The organism is Streptomyces sp. NPDC024017, from assembly GCF_040638895.1.
In the GTDB taxonomy this organism is placed as follows: Bacteria; Actinomycetota; Actinomycetes; order Streptomycetales; family Streptomycetaceae; genus Streptomyces.
This window is the reverse complement of sequence record NZ_JBEZYZ010000007.1, coordinates 1-17,542: the sequence shown is the minus strand read 5'-3', so window position 1 is coordinate 17,542 and position 17,542 is coordinate 1. Positions and strand designations below refer to the sequence as shown.

At 71.3% G+C, this 17,542-nt stretch carries 16 protein-coding genes; 10 read left to right on the top strand and 6 right to left on the bottom strand.

Going from position 1 to position 17,542, the window contains the following annotated elements:
* The first annotated feature begins 123 nt into the window (after positions 1-123).
* A complete protein-coding gene (locus AB0G20_RS19670) occupies positions 124-765 on the top strand; it encodes a cutinase family protein (RefSeq protein ID WP_361303928.1) in 642 nt (213 codons plus the stop codon).
* Between the two features lie 67 nt (positions 766-832).
* On the opposite strand, the gene AB0G20_RS19665 is transcribed toward AB0G20_RS19670, so the two are convergent.
* Positions 833-2,554 carry a hypothetical protein gene (locus tag AB0G20_RS19665; protein ID WP_361303925.1) on the bottom strand — a complete coding sequence of 574 codons (1,722 nt, stop codon included), beginning with the start codon at positions 2,552-2,554 and terminating at the stop codon, positions 833-835.
* A gap of 172 nt (positions 2,555-2,726) precedes the next feature.
* Here AB0G20_RS19665 and AB0G20_RS19660 point away from each other — a divergent pair, with 172 nt between their 5' ends.
* A complete protein-coding gene (locus AB0G20_RS19660; protein WP_031110190.1) occupies positions 2,727-2,957 on the top strand; it encodes a hypothetical protein in 231 nt (76 codons plus the stop codon).
* Positions 2,958-2,983: 26 nt separating this feature from the next.
* Here AB0G20_RS19660 and AB0G20_RS19655 read toward each other — a convergent pair whose 3' ends face one another.
* Positions 2,984-3,835 carry an aldo/keto reductase gene (locus AB0G20_RS19655; RefSeq protein WP_361303922.1) on the bottom strand — a complete coding sequence of 284 codons (852 nt, stop codon included), beginning with the start codon at positions 3,833-3,835 and terminating at the stop codon, positions 2,984-2,986.
* A gap of 173 nt (positions 3,836-4,008) precedes the next feature.
* Between AB0G20_RS19655 and AB0G20_RS19650 the strand changes: the two genes are divergently transcribed.
* Positions 4,009-4,419, top strand: a complete 411-nt coding sequence (locus tag AB0G20_RS19650) for a VOC family protein (protein WP_361303919.1) — start codon at positions 4,009-4,011, stop codon at positions 4,417-4,419.
* 304 nt (positions 4,420-4,723) lie between these two features.
* Positions 4,724-5,728: a sugar ABC transporter substrate-binding protein gene (locus tag AB0G20_RS19645; protein WP_361303916.1), complete on the top strand. Its 1,005-nt coding sequence runs from the start codon at positions 4,724-4,726 to the stop codon at positions 5,726-5,728.
* Positions 5,729-5,755: 27 nt separating this feature from the next.
* Here AB0G20_RS19645 and AB0G20_RS19640 read toward each other — a convergent pair whose 3' ends face one another.
* On the bottom strand, positions 5,756-6,763 hold the full coding sequence (locus tag AB0G20_RS19640) for a LacI family DNA-binding transcriptional regulator (RefSeq protein WP_361303913.1): 1,008 nt from the start codon (positions 6,761-6,763) through the stop codon (positions 5,756-5,758).
* Positions 6,764-6,978: 215 nt separating this feature from the next.
* On the opposite strand from AB0G20_RS19640, the gene AB0G20_RS19635 reads away from it, so the two are divergent.
* Genes AB0G20_RS19635 through AB0G20_RS19620 form a run of 4 tightly spaced genes read left to right on the top strand, consistent with a single transcriptional unit; the run spans position 6,979 to position 11,276 of the window.
* Positions 6,979-7,929 carry a TIM barrel protein gene (locus AB0G20_RS19635; RefSeq protein WP_361303910.1) on the top strand — a complete coding sequence of 317 codons (951 nt, stop codon included), beginning with the start codon at positions 6,979-6,981 and terminating at the stop codon, positions 7,927-7,929.
* Between the two features lie 9 nt (positions 7,930-7,938).
* Entirely contained in the window at positions 7,939-9,372 is a 1,434-nt protein-coding gene (locus AB0G20_RS19630; protein WP_361303907.1) for a sugar porter family MFS transporter, read from the top strand.
* Between the two features lie 21 nt (positions 9,373-9,393).
* Entirely contained in the window at positions 9,394-10,413 is a 1,020-nt protein-coding gene (locus tag AB0G20_RS19625) for a Gfo/Idh/MocA family oxidoreductase (RefSeq protein WP_361303904.1), read from the top strand.
* Positions 10,410-11,276: a sugar phosphate isomerase/epimerase gene (locus tag AB0G20_RS19620; protein WP_361303901.1), complete on the top strand. Its 867-nt coding sequence runs from the start codon at positions 10,410-10,412 to the stop codon at positions 11,274-11,276. Before AB0G20_RS19625 ends, AB0G20_RS19620 begins: the two co-directional genes overlap by 4 nt.
* Before the next feature lie 19 nt (positions 11,277-11,295).
* Here AB0G20_RS19620 and helR read toward each other — a convergent pair whose 3' ends face one another.
* Positions 11,296-13,464: an RNA polymerase recycling motor ATPase HelR gene (gene helR / locus AB0G20_RS19615; protein ID WP_361303898.1), complete on the bottom strand. Its 2,169-nt coding sequence runs from the start codon at positions 13,462-13,464 to the stop codon at positions 11,296-11,298.
* 191 nt (positions 13,465-13,655) lie between these two features.
* Between helR and AB0G20_RS19610 the strand changes: the two genes are divergently transcribed.
* Positions 13,656-14,552 carry a Gfo/Idh/MocA family oxidoreductase gene (locus tag AB0G20_RS19610; RefSeq protein ID WP_361303895.1) on the top strand — a complete coding sequence of 299 codons (897 nt, stop codon included), beginning with the start codon at positions 13,656-13,658 and terminating at the stop codon, positions 14,550-14,552.
* Here the strand turns inward: AB0G20_RS19610 and AB0G20_RS19605 are convergent.
* Both AB0G20_RS19605 and AB0G20_RS19600 read right to left on the bottom strand, forming a co-directional pair.
* Positions 14,549-14,890, bottom strand: coding sequence for a hypothetical protein (locus AB0G20_RS19605; protein WP_361303892.1), 342 nt, complete (start codon positions 14,888-14,890; stop codon positions 14,549-14,551). The two genes, AB0G20_RS19610 and AB0G20_RS19605, sit on opposite strands and share 4 nt — an antisense overlap.
* A 70-nt stretch (positions 14,891-14,960) precedes the next feature.
* The gene (locus AB0G20_RS19600) at positions 14,961-15,848 is read right to left on the bottom strand and encodes a GNAT family N-acetyltransferase (RefSeq protein WP_361303889.1); all 888 of its coding nucleotides are present in this window, start codon (positions 15,846-15,848) and stop codon (positions 14,961-14,963) included.
* Positions 15,849-16,319: 471 nt separating this feature from the next.
* Here AB0G20_RS19600 and AB0G20_RS19595 point away from each other — a divergent pair, with 471 nt between their 5' ends.
* The gene (locus tag AB0G20_RS19595) at positions 16,320-17,429 is read left to right on the top strand and encodes a PP2C family protein-serine/threonine phosphatase (protein WP_361303886.1); all 1,110 of its coding nucleotides are present in this window, start codon (positions 16,320-16,322) and stop codon (positions 17,427-17,429) included.
* The last annotated feature ends 113 nt before the right edge of the window (positions 17,430-17,542 follow it).

Here is a 17,542-nt window from a genome sequence, read left to right as displayed (position 1 = left end):
CCGCGACAAAAACCTGCGGGGTTTCCATAATCCCGTCCATAACAGCAGCCGAGAGAAAGCCCATACGTTCGGGGCGTCCTTTTTCGCAGGCGCTTCACGCGCCTCCCACGCGGAGGATCCCCCATGCGTATCCGTATGTGTCTCGCGGCGCTCTCGCTGGCCGGCGGGGCCGGACTTGCCACCCTCTCGGCTCCCCCGGCCATGGCCGCGGCCTGCTCGGACGTCGAGGTCGTCGCGGCCCGCGGCACCTTCGAGCCGGGCACGCTCGGCTTCATCGTCGGCGACCCGGTGTTTTCCGCGCTGCAGAAGAAAGCAGCGGGCAAAAACCTCTCCAGCTACAAGGTGAACTACCCCGCCGACCTCTCCCCCACGTCCGCGGCACAGGGCAATCTGGATCTGGTGAACCATGTGAAGAGCCAGGCCGCCGCCTGTCCGAGTCAGAAGTTCGTTCTCGTCGGCTATTCGCAGGGCGCGAACGTCGTCGACAACTCGATCGGCATCAGCAGCGCCGGCGCGGTGGTCGGCAGCCCCATCGTGGCCACGCTGCCCGCGGCGGTGGAGCCGAAGGTCGCCGCGGTGCTGCTGTTCGGCAACCCGATCCGGGCGCTCGGCAAGAGCGTCACCGGCACCTACCAGAGCCGCACGCTCGACCTCTGCGCCAAGGGCGACCCCGTCTGCGAGAACGGCGGGGGCGACGTCGGGGCACACCTGGGCTACCGGGACGACGCCGAGGAGGCGGCCACGTTCGCCGCGGGCAGGCTCTGAGCCCACGTCACACGAAGGGGCCCGGGAGGAGATCCTCCCGGGCCCCGGGCGTGCGTACCGGCAAGGGCTAGCGCGGTGACCGCGCGAAGCCGGCGAGGCTGGTGGAGACGGGCTCCGGCCGGCCGTTGTTCTGCACGGCCGCGGCGGTCAGGACGTCGAGGTGCTGGTAGCCGTCGGCGACCACCGGATGCAGCTCGGCCGGGACCCGGCCGGCCAGCAGTCCCTCACCGGCGAGCACGGTGAGCACGGGGTTGGCCTTGAGCCCGTCGGGGTGCACGACGAGCTTCTTCACCTGCGGGGACGTGGCCAGCTGGATGTCCGTGATCAGTTTGGTCGGGAAGTACTGCTCGGTGAAGTCCAACGGCTGCTCGGCCAGGCTCCGGGCCAGCTGTCGCACATCGGTGACCTCCTCGCCGGCGCCGGTGAACGGGGTGCCGTCGGCGGAGCGGTAGCCGGGGTCGTCCGGGTCGCCGACGCGGTCGTAGTTGCGCCAGGTGTAGAGCGGGCCCTGCGGCCGGTCCGGGATGGCCTTGTACGCGGTGCCGTACAGCCCGGGTTGCCCGTCACCGCCGTTGGCGGCGGGGAAGCTCTTGTCGGCGATCGGTCCGCCGTCGAAGAAGCCCACGCTGGTCTGCAGGAAGGCCAGCGGCACGGAGTTGTCGTCCAGCAGCGCCCCGAGCACGGCCCCGTTGGTGAGCCGGAAGTCCTTCACCGAGGGCGTACCGGTGAGGAAGGCGGCGGTGTCCTTGGCGAACAGGAAACGGTTGGTTGCCTCGATGTTGAGCCCCGAGGGCAGGTAGCGGGGCAGGTCGGCCTCGCCCTCCAGGTCGTTGAGGGCACCGAGACCGGCGATGCCGAGCAGGGTCATGGTCTCGGGGTTGAGCAGCACCGGCGCGGACAGCGTGCGTGGCAGCACCCCGGTGTCCAGCCCGGCCTGCACGACGCCGTACCCGAGGCCGATGTCCGGCAGGTTGGTGTCGTCCGGGAGGCTTCCGCTGAGGTCGGCCAGTGAGGTGGAGACGGTCGTGTCGAGGGCGAAGTAGCCGGCGCACTGGTTGTACCCGGCGTCCGCCGTGGTGGCGCGGTTGCCGTCGAAGTCGGCCGCGGCGAAGTACCCGGTGATCACACCGCCCAGCGAGTGCCCGCCGCACAGCACCTTCTGCTTGCGCTGCGCCTGGGAGGGCAACTCGGCGGTGAGCAGGTCGTACTGGTCGCGTACGGTCTGCTCGATCCCGAGCTTCGCCATCCAGCCCAGCTGTGCGTTGCCGGCGTAGCCGCCGAAGGTCCGGCCGCCGACCTGCTTGCCGCGGTAGTAGTAGTCGACCGCGGTGTGCTGGTCGCCGGAGGCGATGCCGGTGCGGTCCTCCAGGCAGTTGGAGCGCCGGTCCAGCGCCCAGAACTCGATGTGCAGCCCCTGCTCGGCGGCGCGCTCGACGGTGTTGCGGGCGACGCTGTCGAACGCCCCGGCCCCTTCCAGGATGCCGGGCTGGGCGATGAGGATCCGGTCGGCGTCGGCCGACGCGGCCGGCCCGTCGGCGGAGCGGTAGCGCAGGTACGACAGCCAGTCGCACGCCGCCGGACGAGGCCCGGCGGACTCCGGCAACGGCACCTTCACCCGCACCATCGACTCCGTCACTCCGGTCACGGGCGACGTCGACTTCACGGGCGTCTCGGTGCGCGCACCCTCGGCGCGGGCGCCCGGGGCGGCGGCCGTGAGTGTCCCGGCGGTCAGCAGCACCGCCAGCACGGCACCGCGCCACTTCCCTCTGCTCATACGATTCATGTCCATGCCACGGACGCTAGGGCGGAGGCCCGACCGCTCTCAGGGAGTGCTGATGAGAACTCAGCTTCCGGATCCCGGCTTGTCACCGGCGCACAGCGCGCCCGCCTCTTGGACGGGTCGTACCGCTTCTGGACGCCACCGAGCTGCGAAGCTGCCGTTTCGGGAGCATGGTGGGGCTATGGACGGTCAACCCCCTGTGGTCGTGCAGCCGCCCGCGACGGACGGCGGACGGCTGGTGACCATCCGCGGCGAGCGCATGGGCGTCGCCTACAGTCTCTTCGACGTGCTGGACCTGCTGCACCGCGAGGGCCTGCCCACCGCGGACACGGCCGTCGACGACACCGAGCTGATCGAGTGGCAGGGCGGCGGCCCGTACGACTGGAACAACGGGGCGTCCGACGAGGCGTGAGCCTGCGGACGCCGGCCCCGGGCTCCTCAGCCTGACGCGGCCTGTGCGCCTTCGGCAAGCCGGTCGAGGCGGTCGCGCTGTGCGGACGTCAGCCTCAGACCGGCCGCGGCGAGGTTCTCCTCCAGATGCCCGACCCGGGCCGTGCCCGGGATCGGCAGGACGACCGGCGCACGGTCGAGGAGCCAGGCCAGCGCGACCTGCGTGGGCGTGGCCCCGAGCTCGGCCGCCACGGCAGCGATCTCGCCCTCGGCCCCCGTCCTTCCCCAGGCCACGGGCCGCCAGGGCAGGAAGGCGATGCCGGCCGCCGCACAGGCGTCGAGCACCGGCTCGTGCTCCCGGTCGAGCAGGTTGTAGCGGTTCTGCACGCTCACGACGTCGACGAGCTCCCGCGCCCGCTCCAGCTCGTCGACGGTGACCTCCGACAGCCCGATCCGGCCGACCAGGCCTTCGGTCTGGAGCTCCCGCAGCGTGCCGAGCTGGTCGGCGAGCGGCGTGTCGGGGTCGATGCGATGCAGCTGGAGCAGTTCGATCCGCTCGGTCCGCAGCCGCCGCAGGGCCTGCCGGACCTGGTCGCGCAGGATCTCCGGCCGTCCGTCGAGTTTCCAGTCCCCGTCGGGGCCGGTGCGCGCGACACCCACCTTGGTGGTGATCAGCAGGCCCTCCGGGTAGGGGTGCAGGGCCTCGGCGAGGAGCTCCTCGTTGGCCCCGCCGCCGTACAGGTACGCCGTGTCGATCAGCGTGACGCCCAGCTCCACGGCCCGCCGGGCCACCGCGAGGGCGTTCTCCCGGCCGGAGCCGGGCTCGGTGGGCAGATGCATGGCTCCGAACCCGAGCCGGCCTACGTCCAGATCCCCGCCGATGCGGAACGTCGATGCCATGAGCCGCTGTCTCCCCCTCCGCTCAAGAGGCAACGCTAACAGCGCAGTCGGCGAAGGCACCGACCTCGGCGGCAGCTGGCCCTCGCTGGGCCCGGCACGTTCGACGAGCCGTTGTCAGTGCCTGGCGATACGCTGCGCGGAAATGACCCTTTGCCCCCTTCTGGGAGGTTCTCATGGCCTCGCGTCTCAACCCGTACCTCAGATTCAACGGCGATGCCCGGCAGGCGATGGAGTTCTACAAGGACGTCTTCGGCGGCACCCTCGACCTCAACAGCTACGGAGATCTCGGGCAGGCGGACGCCCCGAACGCGGACAAGATCATGCACGGCATGCTGGAAACCCCCAGTGGCTTCACCCTGATGGGCGCCGACGACCCGCCGGGCATGGAGTCCGAGCAGGGCAGCCCCTACTCCGTGAGCCTGAGCGGCGACGACGACGCCGAGCTGCGCGGTTACTGGGAGAAGCTCTCCGAGGGCGGTTCGGTGTCGGTGCCGCTGGAGAGGCAGATGTGGGGCGACGTGTTCGGCATGTGCACGGACCGCTTCGGCGTCCCGTGGATGGTCAACATCAGCACGGAGAACTGAGGCGAGCAGGACGGTCCCGGACCGTCCACCCGAGGCCGCCCGTACCCACCGCTCGCTGCCGGTGCGTACGGGCGGCCCCTTTTGTTGGTACGTCCTGACAAAGCTGTTGACATCCCCCGGAGCCGACCGCATAGTACCTGCCACTAGAGCGCGCTAGTGACGCGCTCCAGTCAGAGTACGCAGCGGTCCGCACCCAGGACCGCCGCATCACCCATGACCGCCGCCGCCCCGGGCACCCACCCACCGCCCGCCTCCCGGACCGGGCGCGGCCCCCCTCGTCCCAGCACAGTGAGGTGCACCCGAGATGCGCAGACATCACAGAGCCGCCGCCCTGACCGCCGCCGTCGCCGTCGGCACCCTTCTCGCCGCAGGTTGCTCCAGTGGCTCCGGCGGGAAGAAGTCCGAGGACGGAGGCACCGACGCCGCCGCAGGCAAGGCCACGACCCCGCGGATGACCGTCGCCCTGGTCACCCACGCGGCGCCGGGCGACACGTTCTGGGACCTGATCCGCAAGGGCGCCCAGGCCGCCGCCGCGAAGGACAACATCAAGCTCGTCTACTCCAGCGACCCCGTCGCCGGGAACCAGGCCAATCTCGTGCAGAACGCCATCGACCAGAAGGTCGACGGCATCGCCCTCACCGCCGCCAAGCCCGACGCGATGAAGGGCGTCGTGGCGAAGGCCAAGGAGGCCGGCATCCCCGTCGTGGGCTTCAACTCCGGCCTGGACAACTGGAAGGAGCTCGGCATGCTCGAGTACTTCGGCCAGGACGAGAACATCGCGGGGCAGGCGTTCGGCGAGCGCCTCAACCGACTGGGCGCCAAGCACGCCGTCTGCGTCATACAGGAGCAGGGCCAGGTCGCACTGGAGGCCCGCTGCGCCGGGCTGAAGAAGGGCTTCGAGGGCGCGACCGAGAACCTGTACGTCAACGGCACCGACATGCCCTCGGTGAAGTCGACGCTCACCGCCAAACTCCAGAAGGACTCCTCCATCGACCAGGTGGTCACGCTCGGCGCTCCGATCGCCCTGACCGCCGTGCAGTCGGTGAAGGACGCGGGCAGCAAGGCGAAGGTCGCCACGTTCGACCTCAACAAGGACCTCGTCGGAGCCATCCAGGGCGGCAGTATCGAGTTCGCCGTCGACCAGCAGCCCTACCTTCAGGGCTACCTGGCCGTGGACGCGCTGTGGCTGTACAGGACCAACGGCAATGTCAGCGGTGGCGGCACCGCTCCCGTGCTCACGGGACCGGCCTTCGTCACGAAGGACAACGTCGACAGTGTCGCGGAGTTCGCCGAGAAGGGCACGCGCTGACGTGACCGGGCGGCGGGGTCACCCGCGTCAGGCCGGCCCCGGCTCCTTCGGGACCGGCCCGCTCGTCCCCCGCACCACCAGCTTGGGATCCAGCACCGCCTCCCTGGGCTCCAGTTCGCGCTTTTCCAGCCGCTCGACGGCGAAGCGGACGGCGTGCTCGGCCATCAGGAGGGCGTCCTGGCGGACGGTGGTCAGGCCGATCGGCATCAGGTGGGAGAGGTGACTGTCGTCGTAGCCGACGACGGACAGGTCGCGAGGAACCTCCACGCCCGCCCGGGTCAGGGCCATCAGCAGACCCATCGCGCAGCGGTCGTTGCCGGCGAGGACGGCCGTCGGCAGCGGCCGCCCGCCGTCCCGCTCGGCCAGGAGCAGACGGCCGGACTCGATGCCGGACTCCTCGGTGTGGTGACCGGGAATCACCCGGGCCTCGGCCTCCAGCCCGTGGCGGCGCATCGCGGCCCGGTAGGCACGTCGGCGCTCCGCCGAGCCGGGACCGCGTCCGCCGTCGATGTGCACGATCCGGCGGTGCCCCAGTTCCACCAGGTGGTCCATGGCCTGCCTGACACCCTTGCCCTCGGCCGAGTGCACGAAGTCGACCCGGGCCCGGGGCACCCGGCGGCTGACCGAGACGGCGACCGTGCGCTGCCCGAGTTCGTCCAGGAAGGCGGGCTCGGCGTCCGGGCCGAGCAGGATCACCGCCTCGCAGCGGTGGCTGAGCAGCGCCTCGACCGCCTTGGCCTCGCTGCGGCCGTGGGTCGCCCCGGAGAGCAGCACGTCGTAGCCGAGTCGTTCGGCCTCGGGGTAGATGCCCGTGATGAGGTCCGTGTGGAAGGTCTGCTGGACGGTGAACATGACGCCGAGCGTGCGACTGCGGCCACGGGCCAGCAGCCGGGCCGCGCTGTCGGGCCGGTAGCCGAGCTCGTCGGCCACGCGCAGGACCCGCTCCCGGGTCTCCTGGCCGGCTCCGGCCTGGTTGCGGAAGATGATCGAGACGAGTGCGCGGGAGACACCCGCCTTCTCTGCGACGTCCGCCATCGTGGGCCGCCGCCTGCCCGATGTATCCACCTGTGAACCCACCTTCCGACGCCGCACACCCTACGGGGTGCCTGGTACGGAACCTCTGACGAGAGACCTGCGATCTCCCGCAACAAGCTATTGACATGACATTTGGACAGGGGTCATCGTACTCGCACTAGAGCGCGCTAGTAGCGCGCGACAGCGAGCGGAAACGCAGCGCGAAGGACACCACCATGGCAACGGCGCCTCCCTCTCTCCGTACCACCGTCGGCAACCTGTGCCTCGGGTCCGCCCCCGACTCCTGGGGCGTCTGGTTCCCCGAGGACGAGCAGCAGATGTCGTACACCCGCTTCCTCGACGAGCTGGTGCAGGCCGGTTACGCGTGGCTGGAACTCGGCCCGTACGGCTACCTGCCCACCGACCCACAGCGGCTGAAGGCCGAGTTGGACGCCCGGGGGCTCAGGGTCTCCGGCGGTACCGCCTTCGGCGCGCTGCACCGGCCCGAGGCATGGGACGAGATGCTCGCCCACGTCCGGCAGGTCGCGGCGCTTACCGCCGCCGCGGGGGCGCATCACCTGGTCTTCATCCCGCCGATGTACCGGGACGAGAAGACGGGCGCGTTCACCGAGTCGCCCGAGCTCACGGCCGAGCAGTGGGCCGGGTTCGGCCGGGCCGCCGACCGGCTGGGCAGGTTGCTGCTGGAGGAGTACGACGTACGGCTGGTCGTCCATCCGCACGCCGACAGCCACATCCAGACGCAAGCAGAGATCGAGCGGCTGCTGAACGAGTCCGACGGCCGCTACACCAACCTGTGCCTGGACACCGGGCACGTGGCGTACGGCGGCGGGGACAACCTCGATCTGATCCGCCGGTTCGGTGAGCGGGTCGGGTACGTGCACATCAAGCAGATGGACCCGGAGATCCTCGCCCAGGTCGCCGCCGAGGACCTGTCGTTCGGTGAGGCCGTGAAGCGCGGGGTGTGCGTGTCACCGCCCGCCGGGGTGCCGAAGCCGGCCGATGTGGTCGCCGAACTCGCCCGGCTGGACGCCGAGTTGTTCGTGATCGTCGAGCAGGACCTGTACCCGTGCGCTCCCGGGGTGCCGCTGCCCATCGCGGTCGGCACCCGTGAACACCTGGCCGGCTGCGGTCTGTCGGGTACCCGGCGCCCGAACTTCGACAGGTAAGGAGCGGCCATGGACGTCAGGGACGACGCGACACCGGCCCCAACCCCCGCCTCCGGCGCCACGGACGAGACGCCGCCGGAGGTCTCCCGGCGGCTGCGGATCATCACGATCATCGCCACCTTCGGTGGTCTGCTCTTCGGTTACGACACCGGCGTCATCAACGGTGCCCTGCCCTACATGACGGAGGACCTCGGCCTGACCCCGGTCACCGAGGGCATGGTCACCAGCTCGCTGCTGCTGGGTGCCGCGCTGGGCGCGGTGACCGGCGGCCGGCTGTCGGACGCGCGCGGCAGGCGCCGCGCCATCCTGCTGCTGGCCGTGCTGTTCTTCATCGGCGCGCTCGGCTGCACGCTCGCGCCGACGACCGGGGTGATGATCATGGCGCGGTTCGTGCTCGGTCTCGCGGTCGGCGGCGCCTCGGTGACCGTGCCGGTGTATCTCGCGGAGGTGTCGCCCGCCGAGCGGCGCGGGGCCCTCGTCACCCGCAACGAGCTGATGATCGTCAGCGGTCAGCTGCTGGCCTTCACGTCCAACGCGATCATCGCGCAGGTGGGCGGCGAGTCCGGCGGTGTGTGGCGGTGGATGCTGGTCATCGCGACGCTGCCGGCCGTGGTGCTGTGGTTCGGCATGCTGGTGATGCCGGAGAGCCCGCGTTGGCTGGCCTCGAAGAGCCGCTTCGGCGAGGCCCTCGAAGTCCTCGGGCAGGTGCGCTCGCGCGCCCGGGCCGAGGCCGAGCTGAAGGAGGTCTCCGCACTCGCCGTGAAGGACGAGCAGGCCAAGCTCGGCGGCTGGCAGGACATCAGGAGCACACCCTGGGTGCGCAAGCTGATGTTCGTCGGGTTCGGCATCGCGATCGTCCAGCAGATCACCGGCGTCAACACGATCATGTACTACGGCACGCAGATCCTGACCGACGCCGGTTTCGCCGCCGACAGCGCGCTCACGGCGAACATCGCCAACGGTGTGATCTCGGTGCTGGCCACCTTCGTCGGCATCTGGCTGCTGGGCCGGGTCCCGCGCCGCCCGATGCTGATGGCGGGTCAGGTCGGCACGACCACCGCCCTGTTGCTGATCGGGGTCGTCTCGCTGGTGCTGCCCTCCGGTGACCCGCGGGCGTTCGCGGTGCTCGCGATGACGGTCACGTTCCTCGCCTTCCAGCAGGGCGCGATCTCGCCGGTGACGTGGCTGATGCTGTCGGAGATCTTCCCGATGCGGCTGCGCGGCTTCGGCATGGGCGTGGCGGCCGTGGTCTTGTGGCTGACCAACTTCGTCATCGGGCTGGTCTTCCCGTCCCTGGTCTCCGGGATCGGGATCTCCAACACCTTCTTCCTGTTCGTGGTGGCGGGCGTGCTGTCCCTCACCTTCGTGCAGCGGTACGTCCCCGAGACCAAGGGCCGCACGCTCGAAACCCTCGAGGCGGAGCTCCGGGCGCGCTTTTCCTGACCACCTTCCAAGGAGTTCAGCATGACCGTACGTGTCGGCGTCATCGGCGCCGGAATGATCGGCCAGGACCACATCCGGCGACTCACCGGGGTCGTCACCGGTGCCGCTGTCACGGCCGTGGCCGACGTGGACGCCGAGCGCGCCGCCGAGGTGGCGGCCCGGGTCGATGCCACCGCGCTGCCCACCGGAGCGGACCTGGTCGCCTCCCCCGACGTGGACGCCGTCCTCGTCACCTCCTGGGGGCCCACCCACGCCGAGCACGTCCTCAACGCGATCGCCGCCGGCAAGCCGGTGTTCTGCGAGAAGCCGCTGGCCACCACAGCCGAGGACTGTCTGCGGATCGTCGAGGCAGAGCGGGCGCACGGCCGCCGGCTGGTACAGGTCGGCTTCATGCGCCGCTTCGACGCCGGCTACCGGCAGATGAAGGAGGTGCTGTCGACCGGTTCGCTCGGGGCTCCGCTGATCGTGCACTGCGCGCACCGCAACCCGACCGTGCCGGAGTCGTACCACTCCGCCATGGCCGCCCAGGACACGGCCGTGCACGAGATCGACGTGCTGCGCTGGCTGCTCGACGACGAGATCGTCTCTGCCCAGGTGGTCACCCCGCGCGCCACGAGGAAGCGGTTCGAGCATCTGAAGGACCCCCAGATCATGATCTTCGAGACGGCATCGGGTGTCCGTATCGACCTGGAGGTCTTCGTCAACTGCCAGTACGGCTACGACATCCAGTGCGAGGTCGTCGGCGAGGACGGTCTGGTCCGGCTGCCCGACCCGGCGGCTGTCGGGATCCGCACCGCGGCCCGGCACGGCACGGGCGTGCTGCAGGACTGGAAGGACCGGTTCGCGGAGGCCTTCGACACCGAGTTCCGCGAGTGGGTCGCGTCCGTGGCGGCCGGCACCGAGCCCACCGGCCCGTCCTCCTGGGACGGGTACGCCGCCACCGTCATCACCGACGCCGCCGTCCGGTCCCTGGAGGCCGGCGGCACGACCGTCACCACCGACATGAAGCCCCGCCCGGCGTTCTACGGAGGCCCCGCGTGAAGATCGCCCTCGACCCCTACATGCTCCGCTCCCTGCCGATCGACGACATGGTGCGCACGGTCGCCGAACTCGGCTACGAGTACATCGAGTTGTCGCCGCGCGAGGACTTCATGCCGTTCTTCCTGCACCCGCGTGCGGACGACGCGCGGGTGCACGGGCTCAAGCAGTCGCTGCGTACCCATGGCGTGCGCTTGTCCTCGGTGCTTCCCCTGTACAAGTGGTCCTCGCCGGACGAGACCGAGCGGCAGGCCGCCGTCCGCCACTGGAAGCGGATGATCGAGATCACCGCGGAGCTCGAATGCCCGTTGATGAACTCGGAGTTCAACGGCCGCCCCGAGCGCGCCGCCGAGAGCGAGGACGCGTTCTGGCGCTCGCTGGAGGAACTGCTGCCGGTCTTCGAGAGGGAGGGCATCGCCCTCAACCTGGAGGCCCACCCGGACGATTTCTGCGAGGAGAACACCCCGGCCGTCGATCTCGTCCGCGCGATCAACAAACCGTGGGTGAACTACCTGTACTGCGCGCCGCACACCTTCCACCTCTCGGGGGCCGATCCGACGGCGGACATCGCGGCGATGATGCGCTACGCCGGGGACAAGCTCCAGCACGTGCACATCGCGGACTCCTTCAACCACAAGGGTTCCAGCGGCCTGCGCTACATCCTCAACCCGCCGGGCACCCCGGCCCGGATCCACCAGCACCTCGACATCGGCCAGGGCGAGGTCGACTGGGACGCCTTCTTCGGCACCCTGCGCGAACTGGGCTTCGACGGTGTCGCGACGGCCTGTGTGTTCGCCTGGGAGGAGCGGGCCCGGGAGTCGTCTGCGTTCATGCTGGACCGCATCCGCAAGGAGCTGGCCGCCTAGGTACGCCGCCGGCCGGAACTCAGGAGTTCGTGAGGATCACGAGCTCCTGAGTGGCCCGGGTCATCGCCACATAGTGGTCGACGGCGCCCTCGACGCCGTCGACACCCTCGCCGAAGTTCTCCGGGTCGACGAGCACGACCAGGTCGAACTCCAGCCCCTTCGACAGCTCCGGGGTCAGCGACCGGACGCGGGGCGAGGCCGGCCGGAACGCGGGATCGCCGATCACGCAGGCGATCCCGTCAGTGTGATCGGCCAGCCAGGTGTCGAGGACCGACGTCAGCTCCGCGGCGGACCCGCGGCGGACGGGGACGCCACTGCTGCGGATCGATGTCGGCACGTTGGCGTCCGGCAGCGCGGCCCGGATGACCGGCTCGGCCTCCGCCATGATCTCGGCGGGCGTGCGGTAGTTGATGCTCAGCGAGGCCATCTCGACCCGGTCCAGACCGACCCGCTCCAGCCGTTCCTGCCACGACTCCGTGAACCCGTGCCGGGCCTGGGCACGGTCCCCGACGATGGTGAAGCTCCGCGACGGGCAGCGCAGCAGCAGCATCTGCCATTCCGCGTCGGTCAGTTCCTGCGCCTCGTCCACGACGATGTGCACGAAGGGCCCGGCGAGCCGGTCCGGGTCGGCGGTGGGCAGGGCGCTCTCGTCGATCAGGGAGTTGCGCATGTCCTGCCCGTGCAGCATGACCAGCACGCCTTCGCCGTCGTCGTAGGTGTGGGCTTCGAGCAGGTCGTCGATGACGTCGGCCATGCGGTCCTGCTGTGCGGCCACGGCGGCCGCCTGCCGGCGCTTGCGCCGTGAGGTTTCCGGGTCGCCGAGCCGCTGGCGTGCCGCGTCCAGCAGCGGCAGGTCGGACACGGTCCAGGCCCGGGGTTCCGCGCGTTGCAGGGTGCGCACCTCGTCGCGGTCGAGCCAGGGCGCGCACATCCGCAGGTAGGCGGGCACGGACCAGAGGTCCCCGACGAGGTCGGTCGCTTCCAGCAGCGGCCAGGCGCGGTTGAAGACCGTGAGCAACTCCCTGTCCCGCGCCAGCGCCTTGCGGAGCAGGTCCTCCGGGACGTCGCCCTCGTGCTTGTCCACGAGGATCGTGAGGAGTTCCTCCCAGACCTGGTCGCGTGCCTCGTTGTGCGGTGTGCCGGGTTCCGCCGCCTCGAACGCCGCGGTCCAGTCGCGGGCGCTGAGGCGGATGTCGGACCAGTGGGTCGTGACCGTCATCGGCTCGGTGGGCGGCTCCTCGTAGAACCGGACGGCCTTCTCGATGGCCCGCACCATGTCCGCGGACGACTTCAGACGGGCCGCCTCCGGGTCGGTCTCGGCCTCCGCGGTGGCGCCTTCGTCGACGAGGTCGCGCAGGATGCAGGTCTGCACGCCCTCCTCGCCGAGGCTGGGCAGGACGTCGGAGACGTAGGACAGGTAGGGCCGGTGCGGGCCGACGAAGAGCACGCCGCCCCGGCGGTGCTGCCCGAGGCGCGGGTCGGAGTAGAGCAGGTACGCGGAGCGGTGCAGGGCGACGACGGTCTTGCCGGTGCCCGGGCCGCCGTCGACGACGAGGGCACCGCGGGAACCGGCGCGGATGATGGCGTCCTGGTCGGCCTGGATGGTGCCGAGCACGTCCCGCATGCGGGGCGAGCGGTCGGTGCCGAGGCTGGCGATGAAGGCGGACTGGTCGTCGAGCGCGGCATGCCCGTCGAACCCGTCGGTGGTGAACACCTCGTCCCAGTAGTCGCCGACCCGGCCGCCGCTCCAGCGGTACCTGCGGCGGGCGGCCAGGCCCATCGGGTCGGCGTGGGTGGCTCCGAAGAACGGCTCGGCGGCCGGGGAACGCCAGTCGACCAGCAGCCGGCGCCCCTCGCTGTCCGTGAGGCCGAGCCGCCCCACGTAGACGGGCTCGGAGCCGTCCGCGGCGACCATGTGCCCGAGGCACAGGTCCAGTCCGAAGCGGCGCAGGGCGCGCAGGCGGGCGGTCAGCCGGTGGATCTCGGCGTCCCGGTCCATGGCCTGACGGCCCTTGCCGGCGGGTGCCCTGCGCTCGGCCTCCAGACGGTCGGACAGTTCGGTGATGGACTGCTCGAGGCAGTCGGCGATGGCGGCGAAGTGCTGTTCGTCCCCGGCGATCAACGCCGGTGCGGCCTTGTGCGCGAGGCGGTCGGGAAGGTCGAACGCGCTCGTGGTCGCAGGGGTCACGTCATGCTCCCGTTTCCGCAGGTCGTGGGCGTAGGCCGGATATTCTGCGGGAGCCGGGGGGCCTTGCCGCAAGGCCCCCCGTGAGCTATAACTTGAGACAGGCAAGGAGAGCACTCCTTGCCTTTCTTGTTGTCCGCCGGCTGTTTCCGTGTGGCACGCTCTTCGTCCTGACAGCGTGGAGAGGCGACGGCATGCGCATAGGACTGCTCGGCACCGGACCCTGGGCGCAGATGGCTCACGCACCCGCGTTGAGCGGGCATGAGGAGCTGGACTTCGCGGGGGTGTGGGGCCGTCGTCCCGAAGCCGCGAAGGAGCTCGCCGAGCGGCACGGCGTCCGCGCCTACGACGACGCCGACGAGCTGTTCGCCGACGTGGACGCCGTCGCCGTGGCACTGCCGCCCGAGGTGCAGGCCTCACTCGCTGCCCGGGCGGCGCGGGCCGGGTGCCATCTGCTGCTCGACAAGCCGCTCGCGCCGACGGTGGAGCAGGGGCGGGCCGTGGTCGAGGCCGCCGAGGAGGCCGGTGTCGCCTCTGTCGTGTTCTTCACGACCCGCTTCCAGCCCGAGCCGGCGGCGTGGATCGCCCAGCAGGCCGCGGTGCCGGGCTGGTTCACGGCGCGGGCCGAGTGGCTCGGGGCGGTGTTCACCGGCGAGAGCCCCTTCGCGACGCCGTGGCGGCGGGAGAAGGGCGCCCTGTGGGACGTCGGCCCGCACGCCCTGTCCGTGCTGCTGCCGGTCCTCGGCGACGTGCGGCGCGTGACGGCGGCGGCGTACGGCCCCGGCGACACGGCCCATGTCGTCCTCGATCACGCCGGTGGGGCGTCGAGCACCCTCACCCTGAGTCTGACGGCACCGCCCGCCGCGGCCGGTGCCGCCGTGGAACTGCGTGGGGAGGCCGGGGTCGCGGCGCTGCCGGAGAGCTCCGACGGAGCGGTGCCCGCGCTGATGCGGGCCGCGGACGCGCTGCTCGACGCCGCCCGGACCGGCCGCCCGCACGCCTGCGACGCGGCGTTCGGCCTCCGGGTGACCGAGATTCTCACGACGGCCCAGGACCTGCTGAACAACAAGTCCTCGTCCTCGGCGTCTTAGTCCTCGTCCTCGTCCTCGTCGAAGGGCTCGTCGCTCCAGCGGAACCAGGCCCGGTCTTCCTCGATGTGCAGGAGGAACTCGGGGACGGGGCCGTCCGGGGAGGAGAGGGAGACCTGGCGCCTGATCTCCCCGTAGGCCCGCTCCCACTCCTCCCAGTGGCCCTCGTCGTCCCGTGCGGCCAGGGCGAGTTCGCGGGCGAACAGGTCCCGGACGGCGGCGAATCCCGGTCCCGGGGTGAAGCGGCCCGAGAGCCACGGGAAGTCGGTGTCGTCGATCAGGATCTCCCCGACCTGCTCTGCGGCCCCGCGCACCTGCCAGACCTCTCCCTCGAACCCCACGACCCCTCCGTCTCCCGCCGCCGGTCACTGTCCCTGACAGCCTGCCACCCGGCCGGGGAGTACCCCGTTGTTACGCCGGGTCGAAGTTGAGCCGCTCCTTCACCACCGGGAAGCCGGCCTTGGCGAAGTTCGCCGCCATGGGGAAGTTGCCCTGGTCCGTGGCCGCGGCGACGAACTCCGCACCCTCTTCGACCAGGAAGTGCGTGCACTCGGCCAGAAGGTCGTAGGCGTAGCCGCGCCCGCGCTGGTCCGGCAGGACTCCGATGAAGCCGATGCAGGGGCCCGACGGATTGTGGGCCGGGATGTGGATGCCGACCATGTCGCCCTCCGGCGTGCAGGCCACCTGCCACCACTCACGCGGCGACGGGCACCAGTGGAAGAAGTCGAGTTCCTCCTGGGCGGCCCGGTCGAGTCCACCCTGCTCGATGGCCTTGAGCGCATGGGCGTCCAGGGTGACGGAATGGATGCGGCGCAGCGCGTCGAAGAACACGGCGTCGTCCGGTTCGGCGCGGAACTCGAGGCGCCCGGGTCGCTCGGGCAGGCCGCGGTCGGGGGTCCAGCGGTACAGGAGGCGTTCGACCAGGAGGTCGTAGCCGGCCTTCCGGGCGGCGGTGAAGCGGGTCTCGGCGGCGGCGCGCAGGGCCGGGTCGTCGCGCCATCCGGTGGGCAGGTTCAGCTCCAGTTCGACCTGCCAGGGGGCCGAACGCAGGAGCGCGGCGCCCGCTTCCTCCTCGCCTTCGGCCACGTCGAACCAGTTGACGTTGACGGGCTCGGTGTCGTCGGGGCCGCCCCACCAGGCGCCGCGGGCGACGACACGGCCGTCGCGCAGGGCCACCCGCTTCCAGTCCGGGCGGTGCCGGGTCTGCCGGTGGCCCTCGCGGGCGCCCAGCGGGTCGGGCAGGGTGTCGAAAAGCTCGGCGTCGCTCGTGTCGAGCGCGCGGATGACCACATCGGTCATGGGGTGTCCTCCGGGACGATGCTGCTCAGAGCGCTCCCGGTCGGTCAGTCGAGGCACGCCGGGACAAGGGGGAGGGAGCGCGGGAACGGTGTGAACTGCACGGCTCTGCCCTCCTTCCGCTGTCTCGGGGCGTGGCGCGCCACACGCTACGGGATCTTCGGCGGGCCGTCCATCGGTTTCCCGGCGCGGGTCAAGGGCCCCTTAGGAGGTGGTTGAGCGACGCCTGGCGCCCCAAGTGGGGTCGCCGCCAAGGGATTTCTGCGTGAGTGGCAGCGGCGAGACCCCGCTTGCCCTTCCGTGCATGGCGGGCCGGATCTATGCGGCGCTGGGTGCGAAGCTCGAGTTCGAGGTCGTCACGGACACGGCCCACGGGCATCCGGCTGACGCTGACGTCCTTCTGACCGGGCGCACTGTTGCCCGCGGCGGTGGGCCCGGCGTGCGGGGGCCGGTCGGGCGTAGCAGCGTGGTGGTGTGAGCAGTGTGCGCGGCCGGCTGGCACGCAGGGACCCGGACCGGCGGGGCTGGCTGCGCGGCGCACCGCCGCCCGGCTGGGCCCGGGTGCTGCCGTCGGCCCTGCTGGTGGGCGTGTGCGCGGCCGAGCTGATCAGCCCGGAGCCGCTCGACATCGGCTTCCTGCTGGGCGCCATCCCGCCGCTGGCCGTGCTGGCGCACGGACCGGTGGTCACGGCGGTGCTCGGCGGGCTGGTGGTGGTCGTGCTGACCGTGCCGGTCTTCAGCCTCAACGATCCCGGCAGTACCGACCTTCTGACCGTGTGCTTCGTCTCGGTGCTGAGCGTGCTGCTGTCGTACGTCCGCTCCAGGCGGGACGCACAGCTGATCACCGAGCGGACCGTCGCCGAGGTCACGCAGCGGGCCGTCGTTCCGCCGCTGCCGGAGCGGGTCGGGCCGGTGCGGTGCGCGGGGCTGTACCGGGCCGCGCAGCGCGGGACGCTGGTCGGCGGTGACTTCTTCGACGTACGGGCGGGCCCCTACGGCGTACGGGCCGTGATGGGCGATGTGCAGGGACACGGACTGTCGGCCGTCGCCACGGTCGCGTCGCTGCTGGGGGCGTTCCGGGAGGCGGTGCTGGACCAGCCGGACCCGGAGGCGGTGGCGGCCCGGCTCGACCGGAGGCTGGCGGTGGACTCGGCGGGCGACCCGCACGCCGAGCTGTTCGCGACGGCGGTGCTGCTCGACTTCTCCGCCGACGCCCGGGTCGTGCGGATCGTGGCGTGCGGGCAGGCCGGACCGCTGCTGCTGCGTGACGGCCGGGCCGTCGAGCTGGACGTCGAGCCGTGCACGCCGCTCGGTCTCGGCCTCGCCGACGCCGCCCCGCCCCGGGTCGTCTCGGTGCCGCTGAGGACCGGTGACCGGCTCTTCCTCGCCTCCGACGGCGTGACCGAGGCCAGGGACTCCGGCGGGGCCTTCTACCCCCTGGCCGAGCGACTGCCGGACTTGGCCGCCGAGGACCCCGTCGCGCTGGCAGAGCGGGTGTGGACCGACCTCGTCCGACACTGCCCGGACGTCCAGGACGACGTCACGATGCTGGTGCTCGCGCCGCGTCCGCGGGACGGGCCCTGACCACAGCGACCGGCGGCGGCCCGCGATGTTGCGCGGGCGCCGGGGTCCGGGGCTTCCCGGACGGCGGGCAGTACGAGGAACAGCTGGCCGCGCTGTCCGTGCACCACGCCCAC

Bases quoted from the DNA above. Each gene is read 5' to 3' on its own strand.
- AB0G20_RS19670 (WP_361303928.1), top strand. From the start codon at position 124: ATGCGTATCCGTATGTGTCTCGCGGCGCTCTCGCTGGCCGGCGGGGCC.
- AB0G20_RS19665 (WP_361303925.1), bottom strand. From the start codon at position 2,554: ATGGACATGAATCGTATGAGCAGAGGGAAGTGGCGCGGTGCCGTGCTG.
- AB0G20_RS19660 (WP_031110190.1), top strand. From the start codon at position 2,727: ATGGACGGTCAACCCCCTGTGGTCGTGCAGCCGCCCGCGACGGACGGC.
- AB0G20_RS19655 (WP_361303922.1), bottom strand. From the start codon at position 3,835: ATGGCATCGACGTTCCGCATCGGCGGGGATCTGGACGTAGGCCGGCTC.
- AB0G20_RS19650 (WP_361303919.1), top strand. From the start codon at position 4,009: ATGGCCTCGCGTCTCAACCCGTACCTCAGATTCAACGGCGATGCCCGG.
- AB0G20_RS19645 (WP_361303916.1), top strand. From the start codon at position 4,724: ATGCGCAGACATCACAGAGCCGCCGCCCTGACCGCCGCCGTCGCCGTC.
- AB0G20_RS19640 (WP_361303913.1), bottom strand. From the start codon at position 6,763: ATGGCGGACGTCGCAGAGAAGGCGGGTGTCTCCCGCGCACTCGTCTCG.
- AB0G20_RS19635 (WP_361303910.1), top strand. From the start codon at position 6,979: ATGGCAACGGCGCCTCCCTCTCTCCGTACCACCGTCGGCAACCTGTGC.
- AB0G20_RS19630 (WP_361303907.1), top strand. From the start codon at position 7,939: ATGGACGTCAGGGACGACGCGACACCGGCCCCAACCCCCGCCTCCGGC.
- AB0G20_RS19625 (WP_361303904.1), top strand. From the start codon at position 9,394: ATGACCGTACGTGTCGGCGTCATCGGCGCCGGAATGATCGGCCAGGAC.
- AB0G20_RS19610 (WP_361303895.1), top strand. From the start codon at position 13,656: ATGCGCATAGGACTGCTCGGCACCGGACCCTGGGCGCAGATGGCTCAC.
- AB0G20_RS19600 (WP_361303889.1), bottom strand. From the start codon at position 15,848: ATGACCGATGTGGTCATCCGCGCGCTCGACACGAGCGACGCCGAGCTT.